The organism is Agrobacterium sp., from assembly GCF_032092815.1.
GTDB lineage: Bacteria > Pseudomonadota > Alphaproteobacteria > Rhizobiales > Rhizobiaceae > Agrobacterium.
The window spans coordinates 122,619-141,710 of the sequence record NZ_DAMDBP010000010.1; the positions used below are offsets into that span (position 1 = coordinate 122,619).

General features: G+C 56.4%; 21 protein-coding genes. 12 read left to right on the forward strand and 9 right to left on the reverse strand.

All coding sequences use genetic code 11. The annotated features are described in order from the left end of the window. The first annotated feature begins 9 nt into the window (after nucleotides 1-9). Nucleotides 10-1,278 carry a diaminopimelate decarboxylase gene (gene lysA, locus RT613_RS08375; RefSeq protein WP_313614489.1) on the forward strand — a complete coding sequence of 423 codons (1,269 nt, stop codon included), beginning with the start codon at nucleotides 10-12 and terminating at the stop codon, nucleotides 1,276-1,278. A gap of 270 nt (nucleotides 1,279-1,548) precedes the next feature. Further along, nucleotides 1,549-4,206 (forward strand): TIGR02302 family protein, encoded by a 2,658-nt coding sequence (locus RT613_RS08380; RefSeq protein WP_313614490.1) that lies wholly within the window; start codon nucleotides 1,549-1,551, stop codon nucleotides 4,204-4,206. A 49-nt stretch (nucleotides 4,207-4,255) separates the two neighbouring features. Here RT613_RS08380 and RT613_RS08385 read toward each other — a convergent pair whose 3' ends face one another. The 4 genes from RT613_RS08385 to RT613_RS08400 form a co-directional block, all read right to left on the reverse strand. Further along, nucleotides 4,256-4,828 (reverse strand): DUF1349 domain-containing protein, encoded by a 573-nt coding sequence (locus RT613_RS08385; protein ID WP_313614491.1) that lies wholly within the window; start codon nucleotides 4,826-4,828, stop codon nucleotides 4,256-4,258. Nucleotides 4,829-4,890: 62 nt separating this feature from the next. Continuing rightward, entirely contained in the window at nucleotides 4,891-5,262 is a 372-nt protein-coding gene (locus RT613_RS08390; RefSeq protein WP_313614493.1) for a response regulator, read from the reverse strand. A 147-nt stretch (nucleotides 5,263-5,409) separates the two neighbouring features. Beyond that, entirely contained in the window at nucleotides 5,410-5,958 is a 549-nt protein-coding gene (hpt, locus tag RT613_RS08395) for a hypoxanthine phosphoribosyltransferase (RefSeq protein WP_313614495.1), read from the reverse strand. Between the two features lie 71 nt (nucleotides 5,959-6,029). Then, on the reverse strand, nucleotides 6,030-6,689 hold the full coding sequence (locus RT613_RS08400; RefSeq protein WP_313614567.1) for a hypothetical protein: 660 nt from the start codon (nucleotides 6,687-6,689) through the stop codon (nucleotides 6,030-6,032). Between the two features lie 201 nt (nucleotides 6,690-6,890). Between RT613_RS08400 and ftsE the strand changes: the two genes are divergently transcribed. The 5 genes from ftsE to RT613_RS08425 all read left to right on the forward strand — a co-directional run bounded on the left by ftsE (nucleotide 6,891) and on the right by RT613_RS08425 (nucleotide 11,095). Next, on the forward strand, nucleotides 6,891-7,550 hold the full coding sequence (gene ftsE, locus RT613_RS08405) for a cell division ATP-binding protein FtsE (protein WP_313614496.1): 660 nt from the start codon (nucleotides 6,891-6,893) through the stop codon (nucleotides 7,548-7,550). Beyond that, the gene (locus RT613_RS08410) at nucleotides 7,543-8,553 is read left to right on the forward strand and encodes an ABC transporter permease (protein ID WP_313614497.1); all 1,011 of its coding nucleotides are present in this window, start codon (nucleotides 7,543-7,545) and stop codon (nucleotides 8,551-8,553) included. Before ftsE ends, RT613_RS08410 begins: the two co-directional genes overlap by 8 nt. A gap of 63 nt (nucleotides 8,554-8,616) precedes the next feature. Next, entirely contained in the window at nucleotides 8,617-9,330 is a 714-nt protein-coding gene (locus RT613_RS08415; RefSeq protein ID WP_409558787.1) for a YdcF family protein, read from the forward strand. Nucleotides 9,331-9,447: 117 nt separating this feature from the next. Continuing rightward, on the forward strand, nucleotides 9,448-10,245 hold the full coding sequence (locus RT613_RS08420) for a 1-acyl-sn-glycerol-3-phosphate acyltransferase (RefSeq protein WP_313614501.1): 798 nt from the start codon (nucleotides 9,448-9,450) through the stop codon (nucleotides 10,243-10,245). 226 nt (nucleotides 10,246-10,471) lie between these two features. Continuing rightward, nucleotides 10,472-11,095, forward strand: coding sequence for a hypothetical protein (locus RT613_RS08425; protein WP_313614502.1), 624 nt, complete (start codon nucleotides 10,472-10,474; stop codon nucleotides 11,093-11,095). Nucleotides 11,096-11,122: 27 nt separating this feature from the next. Here RT613_RS08425 and RT613_RS08430 read toward each other — a convergent pair whose 3' ends face one another. Further along, nucleotides 11,123-11,650: a gamma-glutamylcyclotransferase gene (locus tag RT613_RS08430; protein ID WP_313614503.1), complete on the reverse strand. Its 528-nt coding sequence runs from the start codon at nucleotides 11,648-11,650 to the stop codon at nucleotides 11,123-11,125. Nucleotides 11,651-11,700: 50 nt separating this feature from the next. On the opposite strand from RT613_RS08430, the gene RT613_RS08435 reads away from it, so the two are divergent. Then, a complete protein-coding gene (locus RT613_RS08435) occupies nucleotides 11,701-12,702 on the forward strand; it encodes a DUF2125 domain-containing protein (RefSeq protein ID WP_313614505.1) in 1,002 nt (333 codons plus the stop codon). A gap of 22 nt (nucleotides 12,703-12,724) precedes the next feature. On the opposite strand, the gene RT613_RS08440 is transcribed toward RT613_RS08435, so the two are convergent. The 3 genes from RT613_RS08440 to RT613_RS08450 form a co-directional block, all read right to left on the reverse strand. Beyond that, the gene (locus RT613_RS08440) at nucleotides 12,725-13,651 is read right to left on the reverse strand and encodes a prephenate/arogenate dehydrogenase family protein (RefSeq protein ID WP_313614507.1); all 927 of its coding nucleotides are present in this window, start codon (nucleotides 13,649-13,651) and stop codon (nucleotides 12,725-12,727) included. Further along, a complete protein-coding gene (gene hisC, locus RT613_RS08445) occupies nucleotides 13,648-14,757 on the reverse strand; it encodes a histidinol-phosphate transaminase (protein ID WP_313614508.1) in 1,110 nt (369 codons plus the stop codon). The genes RT613_RS08440 and hisC overlap by 4 nt, the downstream gene beginning before the upstream one ends. Nucleotides 14,758-14,947: 190 nt before the next feature. Next, nucleotides 14,948-15,709, reverse strand: a complete 762-nt coding sequence (locus RT613_RS08450; protein WP_313614510.1) for a class I SAM-dependent methyltransferase — start codon at nucleotides 15,707-15,709, stop codon at nucleotides 14,948-14,950. An 89-nt stretch (nucleotides 15,710-15,798) separates the two neighbouring features. Here RT613_RS08450 and gloB point away from each other — a divergent pair, with 89 nt between their 5' ends. Next, nucleotides 15,799-16,569, forward strand: coding sequence for a hydroxyacylglutathione hydrolase (gene gloB, locus RT613_RS08455; RefSeq protein WP_313614511.1), 771 nt, complete (start codon nucleotides 15,799-15,801; stop codon nucleotides 16,567-16,569). Next, entirely contained in the window at nucleotides 16,569-17,012 is a 444-nt protein-coding gene (locus RT613_RS08460; RefSeq protein WP_313614512.1) for a cupin domain-containing protein, read from the forward strand. Before gloB ends, RT613_RS08460 begins: the two co-directional genes overlap by 1 nt. Before the next feature lie 19 nt (nucleotides 17,013-17,031). On the opposite strand, the gene RT613_RS08465 is transcribed toward RT613_RS08460, so the two are convergent. Next, the gene (locus RT613_RS08465; protein ID WP_313614514.1) at nucleotides 17,032-17,805 is read right to left on the reverse strand and encodes a DUF3108 domain-containing protein; all 774 of its coding nucleotides are present in this window, start codon (nucleotides 17,803-17,805) and stop codon (nucleotides 17,032-17,034) included. A gap of 242 nt (nucleotides 17,806-18,047) precedes the next feature. Here RT613_RS08465 and rpmB point away from each other — a divergent pair, with 242 nt between their 5' ends. Beyond that, nucleotides 18,048-18,338: a 50S ribosomal protein L28 gene (gene rpmB, locus RT613_RS08470; protein WP_313614516.1), complete on the forward strand. Its 291-nt coding sequence runs from the start codon at nucleotides 18,048-18,050 to the stop codon at nucleotides 18,336-18,338. Nucleotides 18,339-18,447: 109 nt separating this feature from the next. After that, on the forward strand, nucleotides 18,448-19,083 hold the full coding sequence (locus tag RT613_RS08475; RefSeq protein ID WP_313614518.1) for a VUT family protein: 636 nt from the start codon (nucleotides 18,448-18,450) through the stop codon (nucleotides 19,081-19,083). Nucleotides 19,084-19,092: the final 9 nt, after the last annotated feature.

A 19,092-nucleotide genomic window follows, 5' to 3' on the forward strand; every position in this document is an offset into this window, starting at 1 on the left:
ACATAGCCCGTGAACCACTTTCAATATATTGACGGCGTATTGCACGCCGAGAATGTGCCTGTGCCTGAGATAGCCAAGGCTGTTGGCACACCATTTTACGTCTATTCCACCGCAACGCTGGAACGCCACTACAAGGTATTTTCAGCGGCCTTTGCCGATGTTGATTCCATGGTGTGTTACGCCATGAAGGCAAACTCCAATCAGGCCGTGCTCAAGACACTGGCCCGCCTGGGTGCTGGCATCGATGTGGTGTCCGGTGGAGAGTTGCGCCGTGCTCTTGCAGCTGGTGTTCCCGCCAACCGCATCATGTTCTCGGGCGTTGGCAAAACCGTTGTCGAAATGGACCTGGCGCTGGAAGCTGGCATCTACTGCTTCAACGTCGAATCCGAGCCTGAGCTGGAAGTGCTGAACCTGCGCGCCCTCAAGGCTGGCAAAAAAGCCCATGTGTCCTTCCGTATCAATCCCGATGTGGATGCACGCACCCACGCCAAGATTTCGACCGGCAAGAAAGAAAACAAGTTCGGCATTTCCTACCAGCGCGCCCGCGCTGTTTATGCCCATGCCGCAACACTTGAAGGTATTCAGGTCACCGGCATCGACATGCATATCGGCAGCCAGATCACCGATTTGCAGCCTTTCGAGGATGCATTCCGCCTGCTGCGCGAATTGGTCGAAACCCTGCGCACCGATGGCCACGTGATCGATCACGTTGATATCGGAGGTGGCCTTGGCATTCCCTACAAGGATGACAACAACCCGCCACCACTGCCGGATGCCTATGCCGATATCGTCAAGGCTCAGCTTCGCAGCCTCGATTGCAAGATCGTTACTGAACCCGGCCGCCTGATCGTCGGCAATGCCGGCATCCTGGTAACCGAAGTGCTGTTCGTGAAGGACGGTGGTGAAAAGACCTTCGTGATCGTTGACGGCGCCATGAACGACCTCATTCGCCCGACGCTTTACGAAGCCTATCACGAAATCCGTCCGGTCACGATTTCGGCCGCCAATGCACCGCGCATCAAGGCTGATATTGTCGGCCCGGTTTGCGAAACCGGTGACTATCTGGCGCTCGACCGTGAAATGGCCATGCCAAAGCCGGGCGACCTGATTGCGGTCGGTTCTGCCGGTGCCTATGGCGCCGTTCAGGCAGGCACTTACAATTCACGCCTGCTGGTTCCAGAGGTGCTGGTCAAGGGTGACGAATTCCATGTCATCCGCCCACGCGGCTCCTATGAGGACCTGATCGGTCTTGATTCCGTACCGGCCTGGCTGGACTGAGATCGGCAATCCCGATCACTTTTCGGAGAAATTACCGGAAAAATGGGGGTGAGCAGCCGCTTGCCCTCGTCTTCGCCATAAACAGTGTTATCTTGCAGAGATTGCACCGGAGCACCATCTGCCTTTAGAGGCGGGAGACATGCTCTGGCTCTTTAATGCGCGTGTCGTGGCTGGCGAAAATCGATTTCGATGTTCAAGCCGATACGCTAAAGTCTTTTTGCGATTCCGGTTTTTGCGGGATCAGGTGGCCAGAACCGGGAGAACGGATTGATGACCACATCCAGACAAGGCAGAAAAGGCGCCTTCGAAGGACAACCTGCGCTGGCCCGAAAGGTCGCAGCGAAACGGTTTGTGGCCAGACTGGTGCTGCTGGCAGAACGTGCTGCACCCCTCTCCATCCTGCCTTTGTCGATTGCCGCCATTTTCCTGTCGCTGGCATGGTTCGGTGTTTATCGCCAACTGCCCGACTGGCTGCGCCTTGGCATCGTTTTCGTTCTGGTTTTTGCATTCCTGTCGTCGCTGCTGCCGTTTTTGCGGCTGCGCTGGCCCACCGCCGATGAGGCCGGACGCCTGCTGGAAGAACGCAATGACCTGCCGCACCAGCCGGTTGGCGTGCAGGAAGATGAACCTGCCTCCGACACGCCCTTTGCCCGTGCCCTCTGGAAAGAACACCAGTTGCGCATGGCGCGCCGGATTGCGACGCTGGATGCAGGCCTGCCAAAACCTGACATTGCCCGCCATGACCGTCTCGCACTGCGCGCCATTCCAGCCCTTGTTCTGGCGGCCGCCTTCGGCTTTTCCTATTCGAATGGCGCCGGCACCATTGTCGAAGCCTTCCGCAACAGCCCGGCATCCGGACCGATCAACCCCGATCTACGCATCGATGCCTGGGTAACACCACCATCCTATACCGGACGTGCGCCGATCTTCCTGACCGGCCGTAATGAGGCGTCAACCGATGCCGTTACCGTGCCGCAGTCATCCAAACTGACTGTGCGGGTAACCGGCGGTGAAGGGGGCGAACAGGTCAGTTTTGAACCGGAAATCGGCGGAAACCTGCAACCGTTGTCGCCGGAAGCAGGCTCGACGGGTCAGACACCACCGCAGGGGGCGAACCCCAATGCAACGGCCTCTGAGACGACAGCCGACCGGCAACTTCCACCCCGCACCTATGCGCTGGAAATTTCTGAAAGCGGCACATTGATTGCCAATGGCGAGCAATGGACTTTCAATGTGCTTGCCGACAAGGCGCCGGTCATATCCTTCGACAAGATGCCACGCCGCGCCGTCAATGGTGCGCTGGAAATCGGCTTCATTGCGTCTGATGATTACGGCCTGCGCGAAGCACGTGCGATCATTGAACCGGCAGAAAAAAATGATGGCGCCACGCCGCTTTATCCTCTGCCGGATTACAAGCTCGACCTGCCGCGCCAAAACAGCCGCGAAATCAAGGGCCTGACCAGCCGCAACCTGACCGAACACCCATTGGCCGGCAAAAAGGTACGCATCACTTTGGTGGCCACGGATGGCGCCGGGCAGGAAGGCCGCAGCCCTTCGCATGAAATGGTTCTACCGGGCCGTGGTTTCAGCGAACCGCTGGCCGCAGCGGTTGCCGAACACCGTCAGATATTTGCGCTCGACACCCGCCAGATGCCCAAGGCCATTGCCTATAATGAAGCGGTGACCCTGCGTCCGGAAGAAACCATACCGAACAAGACCCATTATCTGCTGCTACGTTCTGCCCACACCCGCATGAAACTCGCCTATGACGAGGCAAGCCTGAAGGACACGGCGGATTATCTCTGGGAAATCGCGCTTGGCATTGAAGATGGCGATTTGTCGCTGGCTGAACGCCGTCTGCGTGATGCACAGAAGCAGCTTTCCGATGCACTGGAGCGCAATGCTCCGGATGAGGAAATCGCCAAGCTGATGGATGAGTTGCGCAAGGCCATGCAGGACTTCATGAGCGAGATGGCGCAGCGCATGCAGAATGCGCCGCAATCCAACATGAATCAACAGGCACAGAATTTCCTGCGCCAGCGCGACCTGCAGAACATGCTCGACCAGATCGAAAATCTGGCCCGTTCCGGCAACCGTGACGCGGCTCAGGAAATGCTGTCGCAGCTGCAACGCATGATGAACAACCTGCAGATGGCCCGTCCACAACAGGGGCGACAAAATCAGCAGAACAGCCAGCTCCGTCAGCAGATCGACAAGCTGGGCGAAATCATGCAGCAGCAGCAGCAGTTGATGGACCAGACGTTCCAGTTCGATCAGGCTTTGCGCGACCGCATGCAACGCGGTGACCCGCAGCAGCAGGGCGAGAACGGCGAGCAGCAACAGGGCCAGCAGGGTGACCAACAACAGGGTCAGCAGCAGCCAGGCCAAGGCCAGAACCCGACCGACCAGATGACTGCAGAACAATTGCGCGAGGCCCTGAAACAACTGCGTGCCCAACAGGACGCATTGGGCAAGCAACTAGGCGAATTGCAGCAGGGCATGAAAGATCTCGGCATGCAGCCTGGCGAAGGTTTCGGCAAGGCGCAGCAGGAAATGCAGGGCGCCGGCGAAGCCTTGGGTCAAGGACAGGGTGAACGTGCTGTCGAAGGACAGGGCAATGCCCTCAATGCTCTGCGTCAGGGCGCGCAGGACATGATGAGCCAGATGATGCAGGCAATGCGCCAGCAGGGTCAAGGCCAGGGGCAGGACGATGGCATGATGGGACAAGGTGGTCAGAACGGCCGCGACCCGCTTGGCCGTCCTCGTGCCAGCAATGGGCCAGACTTTGGCGATCAGGTGCGTGTTCCAGACGAGATCGACGTGCAACGCGCCCGTGAGATTCTGGAAGCCATTCGTGAGAAGCTCGGGCAGAACCCGCCCGGTGAGGCAGAACGCCGTTATCTCGAACGCCTTTTGGATATCCGCTAAATAGGTCTCTCCCCAACCCAACCACTTGGGGAGGATGCACGGTTCTCCCTCAGGTTAGGTCGTGCAAATCCTTGCCGAGTGGCGCGGTCAGTTGAAAATCTGAAAACCGGACCTTCAACCCTGCCCGTTCAGGTGTGCAGGCCATCGGGCCAACGAGATAGTTTTCGGCAGCGGCAAAGGGCGCAAGGCGCACAAGTGGCCATAATTTGCCATCGGCCGAGACCTGCACACGGATGACACCCTTCTCCACCGTCACCCGCATCCAGAAATCATCGGCATTGCCTTCGTAAGGGGCGGTCGACCAATCAGAACGACCATCCGTCAAGACGCTGGCCAGCATGGCGCGGCCATCGGAAAGTTCGATCCCGGCCTTGATCCAGCGATACCCATCCACACGCACCATCAGACCGGCCTGATCATAAAGAGACTGATAATGGCCGCGAATGCGAAATTGCGCCGTGAAGGCCGATGGTGCCGTGACCCCGTAAAAATGCCCGCTGTCGCGTGTGAACCCGTAATAGGTCTCGCGCCAAAAATCCGATCCCTCATCCGTGATGATGTCGAGAACATCGTCGCTCAGGGACCAGTCCTTCGGCTCATTCAGCCAGGCACCATTTTTCAAGGCACGCTCCTGTCAGGATTTGCAGAGAAGAAAAATTGGCAACAGGCAAAAAGGCGGCGTCGTCAGGCCGCCGTACGATTGGCAAGTGCGCGGGCAACAGCCATGCGGATATCCGGCAAGGCAAATGGCTTGGAAACCACATCAACGACCTTTTCCATCAGATCGTCGGCACGTTCCCGCTGCTCGGCATAACCTGTCATCAACAGAATGCGCATATCTGGAAATTGCGATGCGGCACGGTGCGCCAGCTCGATACCATCCATAACCGGCATGCGGATATCGGACAAAAGAAGATCGAAATTATGCTCTTGCAGCTTCTCCAGCCCTTCAGCACCATCCGCCGCCTCGTGGGTTTCGTGGCCATCAAGGCGCAAGGCCCGCGCCACAAATGAGCGCAGTGAATCCTCGTCTTCAGTAATCAAAATTCTTGCCATAATAACCATTGCTCCTGGCAGTCATCTCCAGCCATGAGCAAAATCGCCGCTGCACCTTTTCAATCGGTAAAGATTGCGCCCTTTGTTACGATATAAGACGCGATGCCGCTGATATGGTTAACAAGCAGTCATCAGGCGAGAGGCGATTTACGCCTCTGCATCACCTTTGACGACGCCGACAAATGGCAGTTCGCGGAAGGCATAGGCCACGTCCATACCGTAACCGACCACGAAATAATCGGGGCATTCGAACCCGACATAGTCAGCCTCAAGGTTTTCCTTACGCTTGACCTTCTTGTCGAGAAGCACGGCAATGGTCACGTTGCGAGCGCCACGCTCATAGAGCAATTCCTTGGCAAACAGCAGCGTGCGACCGGACTCCAGGATGTCATCAATCAGCAGAACATCGCGATCCTTCACATCGCTGTCGATGTCTTTCACGATCCGCACACCCTGCGAAACCGTACCCGCGCCGTAGCTCGACAGGGTGATGAACTCCACCTCGGGTGCAAGACCACTGTCATGCAGCGAGCGGATCAGGTCGGCGGCGAAGATGAACGAGCCCTTGAGAACCGCGATCACCAGCAGATCCTTGGTGGGACCCGAGGCAATACGCTGCGCCATATCCCGGTTACGCTCGGCGATTTGTTCTGCCGTATAAAGCGGCTCGATGAGCTTTCCACGAACGACGGGCATGCAATCTCCTTGGCTGACAGGCGGAAACGGTAAAAACCTTGCCGCTTAATAAAGGAAACCCGCTAGCACAATCACGAACCGGAAACACCCATTTCCATAAAGGAAAGCTTCAAACGCGGCGTTTTTCCACCGGGATGGCGTAATTTTGTCGTGAATCCGTGGCTCTGACCGGCAAGAATTTCGGCAACAGGCGGATTGATGACAATGCTGGCAACAAGCTGACCATTCTCGGACATCAGATCTGCGCGGATATTTGGTACTGCCAACACATCCCCGCCATGGTTCTCGACAATACCGTTGATGGACAGCACTTCCATGCCATCCGCATCCTGCGGTGTGATGGTGACATGGGAAATGCCAAGCGGGTTGACCTGCTCCTGAACCGCTGCAGGCGCCCCGGAAACCAATGTGAAACCACCGGAAACACCAAAAACAACCACCACGGAAAGTGCCACCAATGCCGAATAAGCATCGACAGACAATTTGCCAAGGCGCGCTTCCACCTGTCGCAACAGGCCCGGAAACGGCTGGGAAGGCATCACACGCTGTTGATAACGGCGCTGGCGATTGTCATTGCCATAGCCGCGTGCCGGTGTTTCCTTTACCGTCACAAACTCGGCGTCAATCACATCATTTGCTGCCGGGCCGGAACGCTGCGCTTTGCGCGCGGGATGCTCAGGCAGGAGAAGATCGAAGTCGAATGTGTCATGACGACGCGACGAACGGAACATACCCATGGAATTTCCTCTATGGTTTTCCGCCCTTTGAAAACTGGGCATTGAAACAAATACTCACCAAACGTAAATTTAAATGGTTAATGCTTCGCAAACATCGGGTCATGACAGACACCGCGTCACTGGTTTGAAACCATGATGCGGGCTGAAACGTTCCATGCAAAATTGCCGCTGTGAAAGAGAAAGACTGGAAGTCCGTTGATCCATTTCGAAAATGTCGGGTTGCGCTATGGCATGGGCCCAGAAATCCTCAGGGACATGACGTTCGATATTCCCAAAGGATCATTTCAGTTTCTGACCGGCCCGTCGGGTGCGGGTAAAACCACTCTTCTACGACTGCTGTTCATGTCGCTGCAACCGACCCGCGGCATGATCCGCATGTTTGATCGGGACATTTCACGCATTCCACGCGCCGAACTTCCCCTGCTTCGCCGCCGTGTTGGCATCGTGTTTCAGGATTTTCGTCTGCTCGACCATCTCACAACCTATGAAAATGTCTCCCTGCCGCTGCGTGTGCGTGGCAAGGACGAAAGCTCTTATCGGTCCGACGTCATCGAACTGTTGAAATGGGTGGGGCTTGGCGAACGCATCAATGTGCTTCCGCCCATTTTGTCCGGTGGTGAAAAACAGCGCGCCGCCATCGCCCGCGCTTTGATGGACCAACCGGAAATCCTCCTCGCTGACGAACCGACCGGCAACGTTGACCCGCCCATGGCCAAACGACTTTTGAACCTGTTTCTGGAATTGAACCGGCTCGGCACCGCCGTTGTTATCGCCACCCATGATTTTGCACTGATGGATCAGGTCGACGCGCGTCGCATGATCCTTACCGAAGGGCGGCTCGATATCTATGAATGAGATCAACCGTCAGCAGCTTTCGCCACAGCAAAATCGCAAGCAGCGCCCTGCCATGCGTATTCGACCAATGGCGCCGATATTACCGCCCTCCAATATCCAGGGCAATGCGCTGATTGTCGTCATCGCCATCATGGCCTTTCTGGCCTGCTTGACACTCGGCGCCGTCAGCATGATCCGCGCAACGGCATCTTCCTGGCAGAGCCAGATTTCCCGCGAAATCACCATCCAGATCAAACCCGAAGACGGACTTGATATGACGGCTGCGCTGAACAAGGCGCGCAATCTTGCCCTGACCTTTGTCGGCACGCGTGAAGGCACCATTCTTGATGATGGTGCAACCGCGCGTCTGCTGGAACCATGGCTGGGTTCTGGCCTCGACATCAATGAGTTGCCGGTACCACGCCTGGTCATCGTCACGATTGATGAAAACAATCCACCCGATTTTCAGGCCATGCGGGATTTGTTGAAAACCGAAGTGCCGCAAGCCTTTCTTGATGACCACCGCACGTGGGTGGACCGCCTAGTTTCCATGGCGCGCACCACTGTGATGATCGGCATCAGCGTCTTGGGACTGGTGTTCATCGCCATGGTGCTGACCGTGATCTTTGCAACACGTGGCGCACTTGCCGGCAACAGGCACATTGTCGAGGTGCTGCATTTCGTTGGCGCCGAAAGTAAATTCGTGGCGCATGAGTTCCAGAAACATTTCCTCAAGATCAGTTTCAAGGGAGCTGCGGCTGGTGGACTGCTGGCAACTGCCGTGTTCTTGAGCGCCGGTTTCTGGCAATCACGATCGATAGCCACCCCGCAAAGTGACCAGGCAACTGCCCTGTTCGGAACATTTTCGGTGGGTCTGACCGGTTATCTCGGCATCTTTGCGACCATGATCTTCATCGCCCTGCTGACGACGCTGACCGCTCGCGTCACCGTTATCCGCACGATCGATGACATCGACCAGATGCGCTCAGACGCTTCCCGCACCGATGGAATTCCTCCCGCCTGACATAGTTTGGCAAGGAAATGCCTGTTCCTTGCCGCAATCTGCCATTATTGAATAGACATGCTGATGAGTCGGTCGCAACGCAACGATGAGACAAACATCTCACGGGAAAGCAGATCCGAAAGGAGCCTGTTTTCACGGCGCGGACCTTTGCGCAGGACCGCACGCTACCTGATCCTGGCAGCAGTCGTGATTGCTGCCATTGTTTTTGCAGGATTTTTGCGTTTTGCCGATGCAGTGGCCACCATGAAACCACCGACCGACATCAAGGCGGACGCGATCATCGTGCTGACCGGCGGTTACCAGCGTATTGATCAGGCAGTCGAGCTTTTGCGCTCCGGCGCTGGTACGCGCCTGCTGATATCAGGCGCCAATCCGTCGACCAGCCGCGCCCAGATCCGCAAGATGACACAGAGTTCCAGTGACCTGTTTTCCTGCTGTGTCGACGTGGGTTATGACGCAATCGACACCATTGGCAATGCCAATGAAGCAGCCCGCTGGATTGGCGATCACGACTATTCCAATGTGCTTGTCGTGACCAACAATTACCACATGCACCGTAGTCTGTATGAATTGCGCCGGGCAAGCCCGAAGACCGAGTTCATCGCCTACCCTGTCGTCAGCTCCGACCTGACCCGCAAGAACTGGTTTGCAGACCCTGATGTATTGCGCACCCTTCTCTATGAATATGCGAAATATGTCGGCGCTGCCGCCCGCGATATTGCCGGAATGGGCAAAAGCAATGGCCTTCGCGGCCTGACGAGCCCAGACGGAAAATAAAACGGCACTTGCCGTAACTGCGCCTTTTCGTGTAGGCGTGCGGTAACTGCACCCGATATTATCGTTTCGGAACCATCTCCCATCGAAACAGCGGATGTGCCCGGAGAGTTGTCCTTTATGCTCAAGCTGCGTTCCGCACTGTTCAACACACTGTTTTATGCCAATCTCATTCTCAGGATGGTCGTGCTGACGCCGATCTATTTTATCCTGCCGCGCAAGATTGCCTATGAGATCCCCAAGAACTGGGCTCGTTCCAGCCACTGGCTGATGAAGAACATCGTCGGAACAACCTTTGAAATCGAAGGGCTGGAAAACATTCCGACCACCGGCTGCATTTTTGCACCAAAACACCAGTCCTTCTGGGACACCTACGCATTGCTGCCAAACCTCAATGATCCGGTTTACATCCTCAAGCGCGAACTGCTGTGGATACCGCTGTTTGGCTGGTACGCGATGAAACAGCGCATGATCCCGGTCAACCGTGCCGCACGCGGCAAGGTGATGCTCAAAGTGATGGAACGCGCAAAACAGGAAATGGCAAAAGGCCGCGAGCTCATCATTTACCCCGAAGGTACACGCCGTCCGCCGGGTGCCGAACCGCATTACCGTTATGGCATCGCCCGCCTGTACCGCGACCTCAAGGTCCCTGTCGTACCGGTTGCCATGCATCCCGGTCTGTTCTGGCCACGTCGCTCGACCATGCGTTACCCCGGACATTTCAAGGTGCGCATCTTGCCACCGATCGAGCCTGGCCTCGACCCGGATGCGTTTTTCGAAAAGCTGATTGCTGTGACCGAAAAGGCAAGCGACGAATTGCTGGTCGAAACCGCAGCCAACAATCCTGATCTTCCCTTGCCACCAACCGCCATCAAGCGGCTGGAAGAGATCAAGGCCATGGAAAATCCAGCCAGCTGAACGCTGCCTCCTTACCTGTTAAAACGGGTCATGCAACAGACCAGAGCCGCCCTCCCTTTACGGCTTGGCGAAAGCAGCGTTTGTGACAAATCCGTGTACTAGTCACGGTTTTGCCGCTTATGGGAGTTCTCATTGTAGTTGTCGCCTGGCACCCCAGCGCTCATAAGAGTGGATTACCGTTCGGGTGACGAAACACCCAGACGATCCCGGGAGAGACGACGACTACATGATTGCAATGAAACAGATGAGGTGGGGCGGAGCAGCCTTACTGGCTTTGAGCTTCGCATCCGCTGGAATATTACCCGCATGGACTGGATTTGAAAACGGACCGATAGAGAACGCGCAGGTTCTGCTGTTGCTGGGTGGGGGATTACTGGCAGCACGTTTTGCAGTTCGCAATCAATTGGCGACCAAATGGTTCTGGATCGCGGTTGTTCCTGTATGGATCATCATGGCCCTGCGTGAGCTGAGCTGGGGCGCCGTGTTCCTGCCCGCACTATCGATCAGCGAGCATGGGCCGTTTTTCTCATCCACACAGCTCTGGTACAAACCTTACATCACCCCTGTACTGGCTGTTGTTTTCCTGTTGATTGCAGCATGTGCCATCAAGGCCAAGGGGTTGTTTATCGTCAAACATCTGCTTGTCACGCGGCAGTTTCCCTTTGCTGATCTCGCCCTGGTTATTCTGGCAATGGTCATTTCAGCCGGTGCGGAAGGACATATGGGCCTGAACTTCGGTGAATGGGGTCACATGCAGGTTTTGGAAGAAATGTCCGAACTGGCAGCCTTTGTTTTCCTGCTTTCCGCACAGGCCCGTGTGAGGCACGCCCTGAAAAGCCTGCCCGCCTGAAGCGCGACGATAGACGACGATAAAAGTCTAACCGTCGATCCGTTGCAGGCTGGAGGCCACGTTCTCCAGCCACAGATCGCGTATGCCGATATCCGTCAGATGCTGAATGGTATTGACGACATAATCGGTGTTTGGGCCTGATCTGCCCACACTGCCGCTGACGACACGGGCAGCGTCTTCGATGCTCAGTCCACCGGCATATTGTTCGTGCAGCGGATCGGCAACATAGGTCACAGCGTTGACCTTTGCACCAGCCTTCAGGCTGACCGGCACGATGCGCTCCTTGTAGACATTGGTCACAAGTTCGCGTTCACGCAGATAACCAATCACGTCAGCATGCGCGCTGCCCTTGACGCGGAAAGCCACACCAAGGCAGGAGCCACCACGGTCTAAACCCAGCACCAGACCCGGCTTTTCCTCGGTGCCGCGATAGACGCTCGACCATATGCAAAGCGAACGCCTGTAACCATACAGCCGGGCCGTCTGACGTTCCTCAAACGCAAAACCCGGGTTCCACATTAAGGAGCCGTAGCCAAATACCCAAAAATCGTCCATATCGCACGCCAGATCATCATCATGTTTCGTCGCCAGCCTTGGAGAACATCATGGCAGCATCAAGCCAATCGACAAGCAACAAAAAATTTCTATTGCTCGGTACGGGCATTGTGCTGGCAATCGCTGTCTATACCGGCGGTTGGTTCTATGCCGCATCCGCCTTGCGTGAAACAGTGCTGAAAACCATCAGCCCGGCTGGCGGCAAGGAAATCAGCGGTGAATGCGTGGATATGGATTTCCGCGGCTATCCGTTCCGTATTGGCCTGTTCTGCTCCAAGGTGACGGTGGATGACAGCACCAATGGCATTTCTGCGTCCTTTGGCTCGCTGCGGTCGGCAGCGCAGGTCTACGCGCCCAACCACATCGTGATGGAGTTGGACTCACCGGCTGAGATTCGCACCGCCCATGGCTTGTCGATCAATGCCGCCTGGGAAAACCTGCAGTCCAGCCTGATTGCCAAGCTGAAGGGCGTTGACCGGACATCAACCGTTATCGACGGCCTGAAGGCGACGGCAGTCTCCTCGGTCAGTGGCCAGACCATCAACTTCAATGCGGGACACACGGAAATTCACGTGCGGCAGAACAATGCCGATCTTGACGCAGCCATTTCCATGACCGATTCCGCAACGGTGATCGAAGGCTGGCCACAACTGTTGCCGCGCCTTTCCACCAATCTCGATGTCACGCTGGTCGGCAAGGCTGGCATGATTGATGGCAGCGACGAGGCAGGCCTTTACGGCGCAACCGGTGAGCTACGCCAAGCCGTTGCCGATATTGGTGAAGGCCGCACCATGACGCTGACCGGCCCGTTTTCTTTCGATGAAAGCGGTTATCTTTCGGGCAAGTTCAAGCTGGAAGTTCAGCAGTTGGGTGAATGGGGCAACACTGCCAAGGAAGCGTTTCCGCAGCTGGCACCAACCATCGATAGCGCCACCAAACTGCTGCGTGCGCTTGCAGGTGGCAGCCAGCGTGTCTCGGTCGATCTGGTGGTGGACCGTGGTCGCGCAACGGTAAGCGGCTTTATTCCGCTGGGAAAGATACCGCCGATCTGAACCGGCGGTATCGTTTTTCCGATTATTTCTTGTCGAGGATATGCCGGCCGAAATCCGGCGTATCCACATCTTGGCCAGCCTGAACGATTGAGCGGCGGACAGCGCGGGTGCGGGTGAACAGTTCAAACAGCTTGTCTCCCTCGCCCCAGCGGATTGCTCGCTGCAGATAAGCCAGATCCTCCGAAAAACGTGACAGCATTTCAAGGATCGCATCCTTGTTATGCAGGCAGATATCCCGCCACATGGTCGGGTCTGATGCTGCCAGACGGGTAAAGTCGCGGAAACCCGAGGCAGAATATTTGATGACTTCCGATTCCGTCACCGTCTCCAGATCATCCGCCGTGCCAACAATATTGTAGGCGATGATATGTGGCAGATGTGAAACGATCGCCAGCACCTTGTCATGGTGCTCAGGCGTCATTTCATCGACCATCGAGCCGAGTGCCTTCCAGAAGGTCTTCAACTTTTCCAACGCCTGCGGGTCAGTGCCCTCAAGCGGTGTAAAGATGCACCAGCGGCTACGGAACAGACCGGCAAAACCGGCATCCGGACCGGACTTTTCCGTACCGGCCAGCGGGTGGCCTGGAATGAAATGCACACCCTGCGGCATATGCGGCTGCATCTGCGCGATGACCGATGCCTTGGTCGACCCCACATCGGTAACGATCGCACCGGGTTTCAGATGAGGCGCAATCTCGATGGCCACGCTTTCAGAAGCACCAACTGGCACCGACACGATCACCAGATCGGCATTCTTAACGGCTTCCGCTGCCGAAATCGTATAATGCGTGCCAAGCTGCAATTCTTCGGCGCGTTTCAGGGTTTCGGCGCTACGCGTCGACACCACAACATCGCCAGCGATGGACAGTTCCTTGATATCCCGTGCGATGGACGAGCCGATAAGGCCGATACCGATCAGGGCAATTCTGTCAAAATGAACGTCGCTCATGCACTGCGTCCCATAAATTCTTTCAGCGCGGCGATGACACCGGCATTCGCTTCTTCCGAGCCGACCGTCATGCGCAAGGCATTGGGGAAACCGTAACCGCGCACTGCACGCAGGATATAACCACGGCTGGTCAGGAACTCGTCGGCATCGGTTGCACGCTTGCCATCGACATCAGGGAAATGCACCAGCACAAAATTGGTGACCGACGGGGTAACTGTCAGCCCGAGATCGGTGAATTCCTGCGTCAGCCTTTCCAGCCACACCTTGTTGTGTGCAACGGCCTTTTCCACAAAGGCCTGATCGCGAATGGCGGCGGCACCGGCAGCGAGCGCAGGCGCGCTCATATTGAATGGGCCACGCACGCGATTGACCGCATCGATCACATGCGCCGGCGCATACATCCAGCCAACGCGCAGCGCAGCAAGACCGTACACCTTGGAGAAAGTACGCGTCATCACCACGTTGCGGTTGGAGGAAACCAGTTCCAGCCCCGCTTCATAGTCATTGCGGCGCACATATTCGGCATAGGCCGCATCCAGAACCAGCAACACGTGCTTGGGCAGGCTCGCCTGCAGGCGACGAATTTCCGATACCGGAACATAGGTGCCGGTCGGATTGCCCGGATTGGCAATGAAAACCATCTTGGTGTTTGGTGTAACCGCTGCCAAAATCGCATCGACATCGACCGTGCAGTCGCGTTCCTTGACCGTCACGGGTGTTGCACCAGCACCCATGATCTGAATGCGGTACACGAGAAAACCGTGCTCGGTGATGATCGCTTCATCGCCAGTGCCAAGATAAACATGACACAACAGGCCAAGCAGCTCATCGGAACCGTTGCCACACAGAATATTGGCAATGTTCAAACCATGGATATCGGCGATGGACTGGCGCAGAACCGTCGCCTGCCCATCCGGATAAAGCTCAAGATGGCTGGCAGCCGTACCAAAAGCCTCGATTGCGCTTGGGCTTGGGCCAAGCGGCGTTTCATTGGAAGACAGCTTGTACACCTTGGCCACACCAGGCGCGTGTTCCTTGCCCGGAACATAAGCGGCAATGTCCAGGATGCCCGGACGCGGAACGGGTTGGCTCAGCTCTTCATGCATGGGAACGACCTTCAGAAAAACGCCTGTGCAAACGGCACGGTGAACACCGGAATGTCACAACGACCCTTGGGCTTGGATAGGCAATTGCCCCCTCGCTCCAGGCCCGCTGCAACCTGTTAAATGCCGATTGCTCCTAGACCGGAACGCAGGATTTGTCGAGGGTTAGGCTGTGCTTACTGTCAGTTTTGACCTAACGGCGTTTGCTCTCTTTGGCGCGTATGCGGGTGGTCGGAATGCCCTGTGGTGCAAGCACCGGCACGAACACACGACGCGACGCGCGCTGTGACACCGGCAGACCCTGATAAAGCCGCTTCTGCGCCTCCACGATAATCACGCCGGAAAACACCGGCCACAGCTTGCGGCCAATGGTTTCGAAATAACGCCGCAGCTTGAGAATGACCTTGAGTTTGGAGGGCGGAAACAACAGCGCCTCGGTCGAAACACCGGGGGTAAAATTGGCCTCGCGCAGCAAGGTCGTCAGCTGACCTCTGGAATAGGGTCGGCCAGACCCGAACGGCGTGTGCTCCATACGTGCCCAGACACCACGGCGGTTGGGAACAACGATCACCAACCGTCCACCCGGCGCCAGCACGCGCCATAACTCGGTCAGCGTTTCACGCGGATTTTCGGCAAACTCCAGAGAATGCACCATCAACACACGGTCTATCGACGCATCCGGCAGCGGCAATTCCTCATCAAATACCAGAGCCGTGGACGACAATTCGCCCGCTGGCCAGTTCACCGCGCCTTGCCCTGCCGGCATGAAGGCAAACGTACGCTCGGTATCTGCACGAAAACGATCGAGATAGGGCACAGCATAACCGAGGCCTAGCAGACGCTCTTCCGGTAGCGGTGGCCACATGGTGGAAAGCGCCATCACGATGGATTGCTCCGCCAGCCGTCCAAGGGTGGAATGATAAAATTCACGCAGATCGACAATATCGGTGTTCATGACCAGAATGTAGCAGCAGCCGGTTGGACTTCAAGGACAATGCACTTACATGAAAGAACGCACAACCGTAAGCCAAGGAGGAGCCTGCCATGAAACCTTTGGAAATCGAAACCTTCCTGTGCCGCAGCGATAATTTTGGCGTGCTGCTGCACGATCCGGTATCGGGCGCGACGGCCTCCATCGATGCGCCTGAGGAAAAAGCGATTGTCGAAGCCGCCAAACGGCGTGGCTGGACCCTGACGCATATTTTCACCACCCATCACCATCACGACCATGTCGATGCCAATCTGGCCCTGAAAGAACAGTTCGGCTGCACGATCCTCGGACCACACGGAGAGGCGGTTGCCATTCCGGGTCTCGATAAATCCGTTATGGATGGCGACGAATTTGAATTTGCCGGCCGTACGGTCAAGGTTATCGAAACCCCCGGCCATACTGCAGGCCATGTCTGTTATTACATTGCTGAAGATGGGCTGCTGTTTGCCGCCGACACCCTGTTTGCCATGGGTTGTGGCCGCCTGTTTGAAAGACCGGCCGCTGACATGTGGCATTCCTTCCAGAAACTCATGGCACTCCCAGACGATACCGAGGTCTATTTCGGCCATGAGTACACGATTTCCAACGCCCGTTTTGCCTTGACTGTCGATCCTGATAATCCGGTGCTCCGCGCCCGTTCCGGTGAAGTATCAGCGCTGCGTAACGCAGGAAAATTCACAATTCCAACGACGATCGGCCTTGAGAAACAGACCAACCCCTATATGCGTGTCGCCAATGCCTCCATCCGCCAGCATCTTGGCATGACCGATGCCAGCGATGAGGATGTATTTGCAGAAATCCGCACCCGGAAGGACAATTTTTGATGGCAGCGCAGGATTTGACGACGGCACAGGCGATCATTCGCGAACTGAAGCTGGAACGCCATCCGGAAGGTGGCTGGTATCGCCAGACCTTTCGTGACAGCACCGGCGACAACCGTGGTCATTCCACCGCCATCTATTACCTACTGGAAGCAGGCGAACGCTCCCACTGGCATCGCGTGACCGATGCGGTCGAGGTCTGGCACTATTATGCAGGCGCGCCTTTGAAACTGCATGTCGCCGAAGGTGGCACCGCCGGCACCACAATTACCCTTGGCCCCGATGTTCTGGCAGGGGAGCGCCCGCAAGGGCTTGTGCCTGCCGGATGGTGGCAATCGGCCGAAACGACAGGTGATTTCACCCTTGTTGGCTGCACGGTGTCGCCCGGCTTTGAATTTTCAAGTTTTGAAATGGCACCAGCAGGCTGGCAGCCGGAACACGGCTGACCAGACCAACGCAGGTTTTTCAGCCGCCATATTTGGTGGCGGTGATGTAAACCGGGCCGACCTTGGTTGGGATGCGCGCATAAACCGGCGCGTAGAGGTCCATGTTTTCCGCCTTGGCAAACCAGACTTCCATGGAAATCGACTTCAGATACTCGATGTCAGCGCGACCTTCACGGAAACCGGACTTCGGCACGTAACGCAATGTACAGACGATGGCATCGCCACTGAAGCCGGTGGTCGAGAAGGGCCGCGTGCCCTTTGAGCTCAACACCAGATCCATGCGCGATTCCCCGTCATAGATCGGCAGACGACTTGGGCAGACACGGCCACCGGCTGGAATGATCAATCCGGAAATCGGATCGAGAACCGAACGCAAGTCTCTGTCACGCACCTCAACCCAGTTTTTGGGCCGGACCTTGGGTTCGGGGCGCACCACCGTCGCAGTGACATTGCCATTGCGATAACGCACCTCATAGGTGCGGGTACGTTTGCCGTCCTTGTAGACCAGCGTATACTGGTTGGCGAGCATGCGATTGCCACGCTTGATGCCGGATACCGTGGTACGGCCCGATATATCCTTGATGACGCTGGCAATACCGGCCGCATTGAACGAGCCTGAAATCGAATAATTGCCATTGGTCATCTTTGTCGAAAAAGACGCCTTGGCAATCGGCAGCAGGCCAAGATTGATGCTATATTCGCTTTTGTGGGACGTTTCGGCCGCGTGGGACACGCCAAAAGACGCCAGCAGGACTGCCGCAGCCTGTACATATTTCCGTCCGATGGCTATCATTCCCGCCTACCTTTGGCCGCCCAAACCGTTTCGGACTGCATCATATAGCTGCACTTGTGGCAATAAAATAGCGATGATTGTCGGGAAAACTCGGAAATTCCGCCTCAAAGCCATTGAGCGGCTTGACTGTCACGCCCTAGCTGACTATAGAACCGCAACTTTCCAATCATGGCCAATTGGATTGCCTTCCGGTTTTTGCCGGGAAGCTGGTTCAAAAGGCAAACACAAGAATAGGTGTACCCATGTCCCGTGTATGCGAATTGACCGGCAAGGGCGTCCAGACAGGCAACAACGTCAGCCACGCCAACAACAAGACCAAGCGCCGCTTTTTGCCAAACCTCTGCAGCGTTACGCTGATTTCTGATGTTCTTGGCCAGCGTTTCAGCCTGCGCGTTTCCGCTGCAGCCTTGCGCACCGTTGAGCATCGTGGTGGTCTCGACGCTTTCCTTCTTAAGGCAAGCGAAAACGAACTGAGCATGCGCGCTCGTCTGCTGCGTCGCCAGATCGCAAAGAAGACCGCTGAAGCAGCCTGATCTGCCCAAGCACGAAATGCAAAGGCTTGATGGGCACCACTCATCAAGCCTTTTTTATTGAATAAACATTGTTATCCCTCCAACTGGTGGCATCACCCAGGATAAAAAAATGCCCTACCTGCGTTACACATTTATCTATGTCGTCCTTATGACGCTTGTCGTCGTGGCTTCGAACATCTTCGTTCAGTACCCGCTCAGCGGCACGCTGTACGGTATCGCCCTTGGCGATCTCCTGACCTGGGGTGCATTTACCTACCCCATCGCTTTCCTGATTACCGACCTCACCAACCGCCAGTTCGGACCATCCATCGCACGTCGTGTGGTGTTTGCCGGTTTTGTCGTTGGTGTCAGCCTGTCGTTCTGGACGTCGATCCCTCGTATCGCCGTAGCATCGGGCACAGCCTATCTGATCGGCCAGCTGCTTGATATTTCGGTATTCAACCGTCTGCGCCGTCAAAGCTGGTGGCACGCGCCATTGGCCGGCTCCATTGCCGGTTCCGTGCTCGACACGGTTCTGTTCTTCTCGATCTCCTTTGCACCGGCATTCGCCTTCATTGGCCCCAACGATGCCTTTGCAATCGAGAACGCACCAATCTTCGGTGTCATGGCAGCAGAGGCTCCACGGTGGATCTCCTGGGCGCTTGGCGACCTGACGGTGAAGGTTCTGGTCGGACTGTTCATGCTTCTGCCCTACGGCGCGCTAATGAGCACGCTGAAGCCAATGCCGCCGGCAAAGACGGTATAATCAACAAAA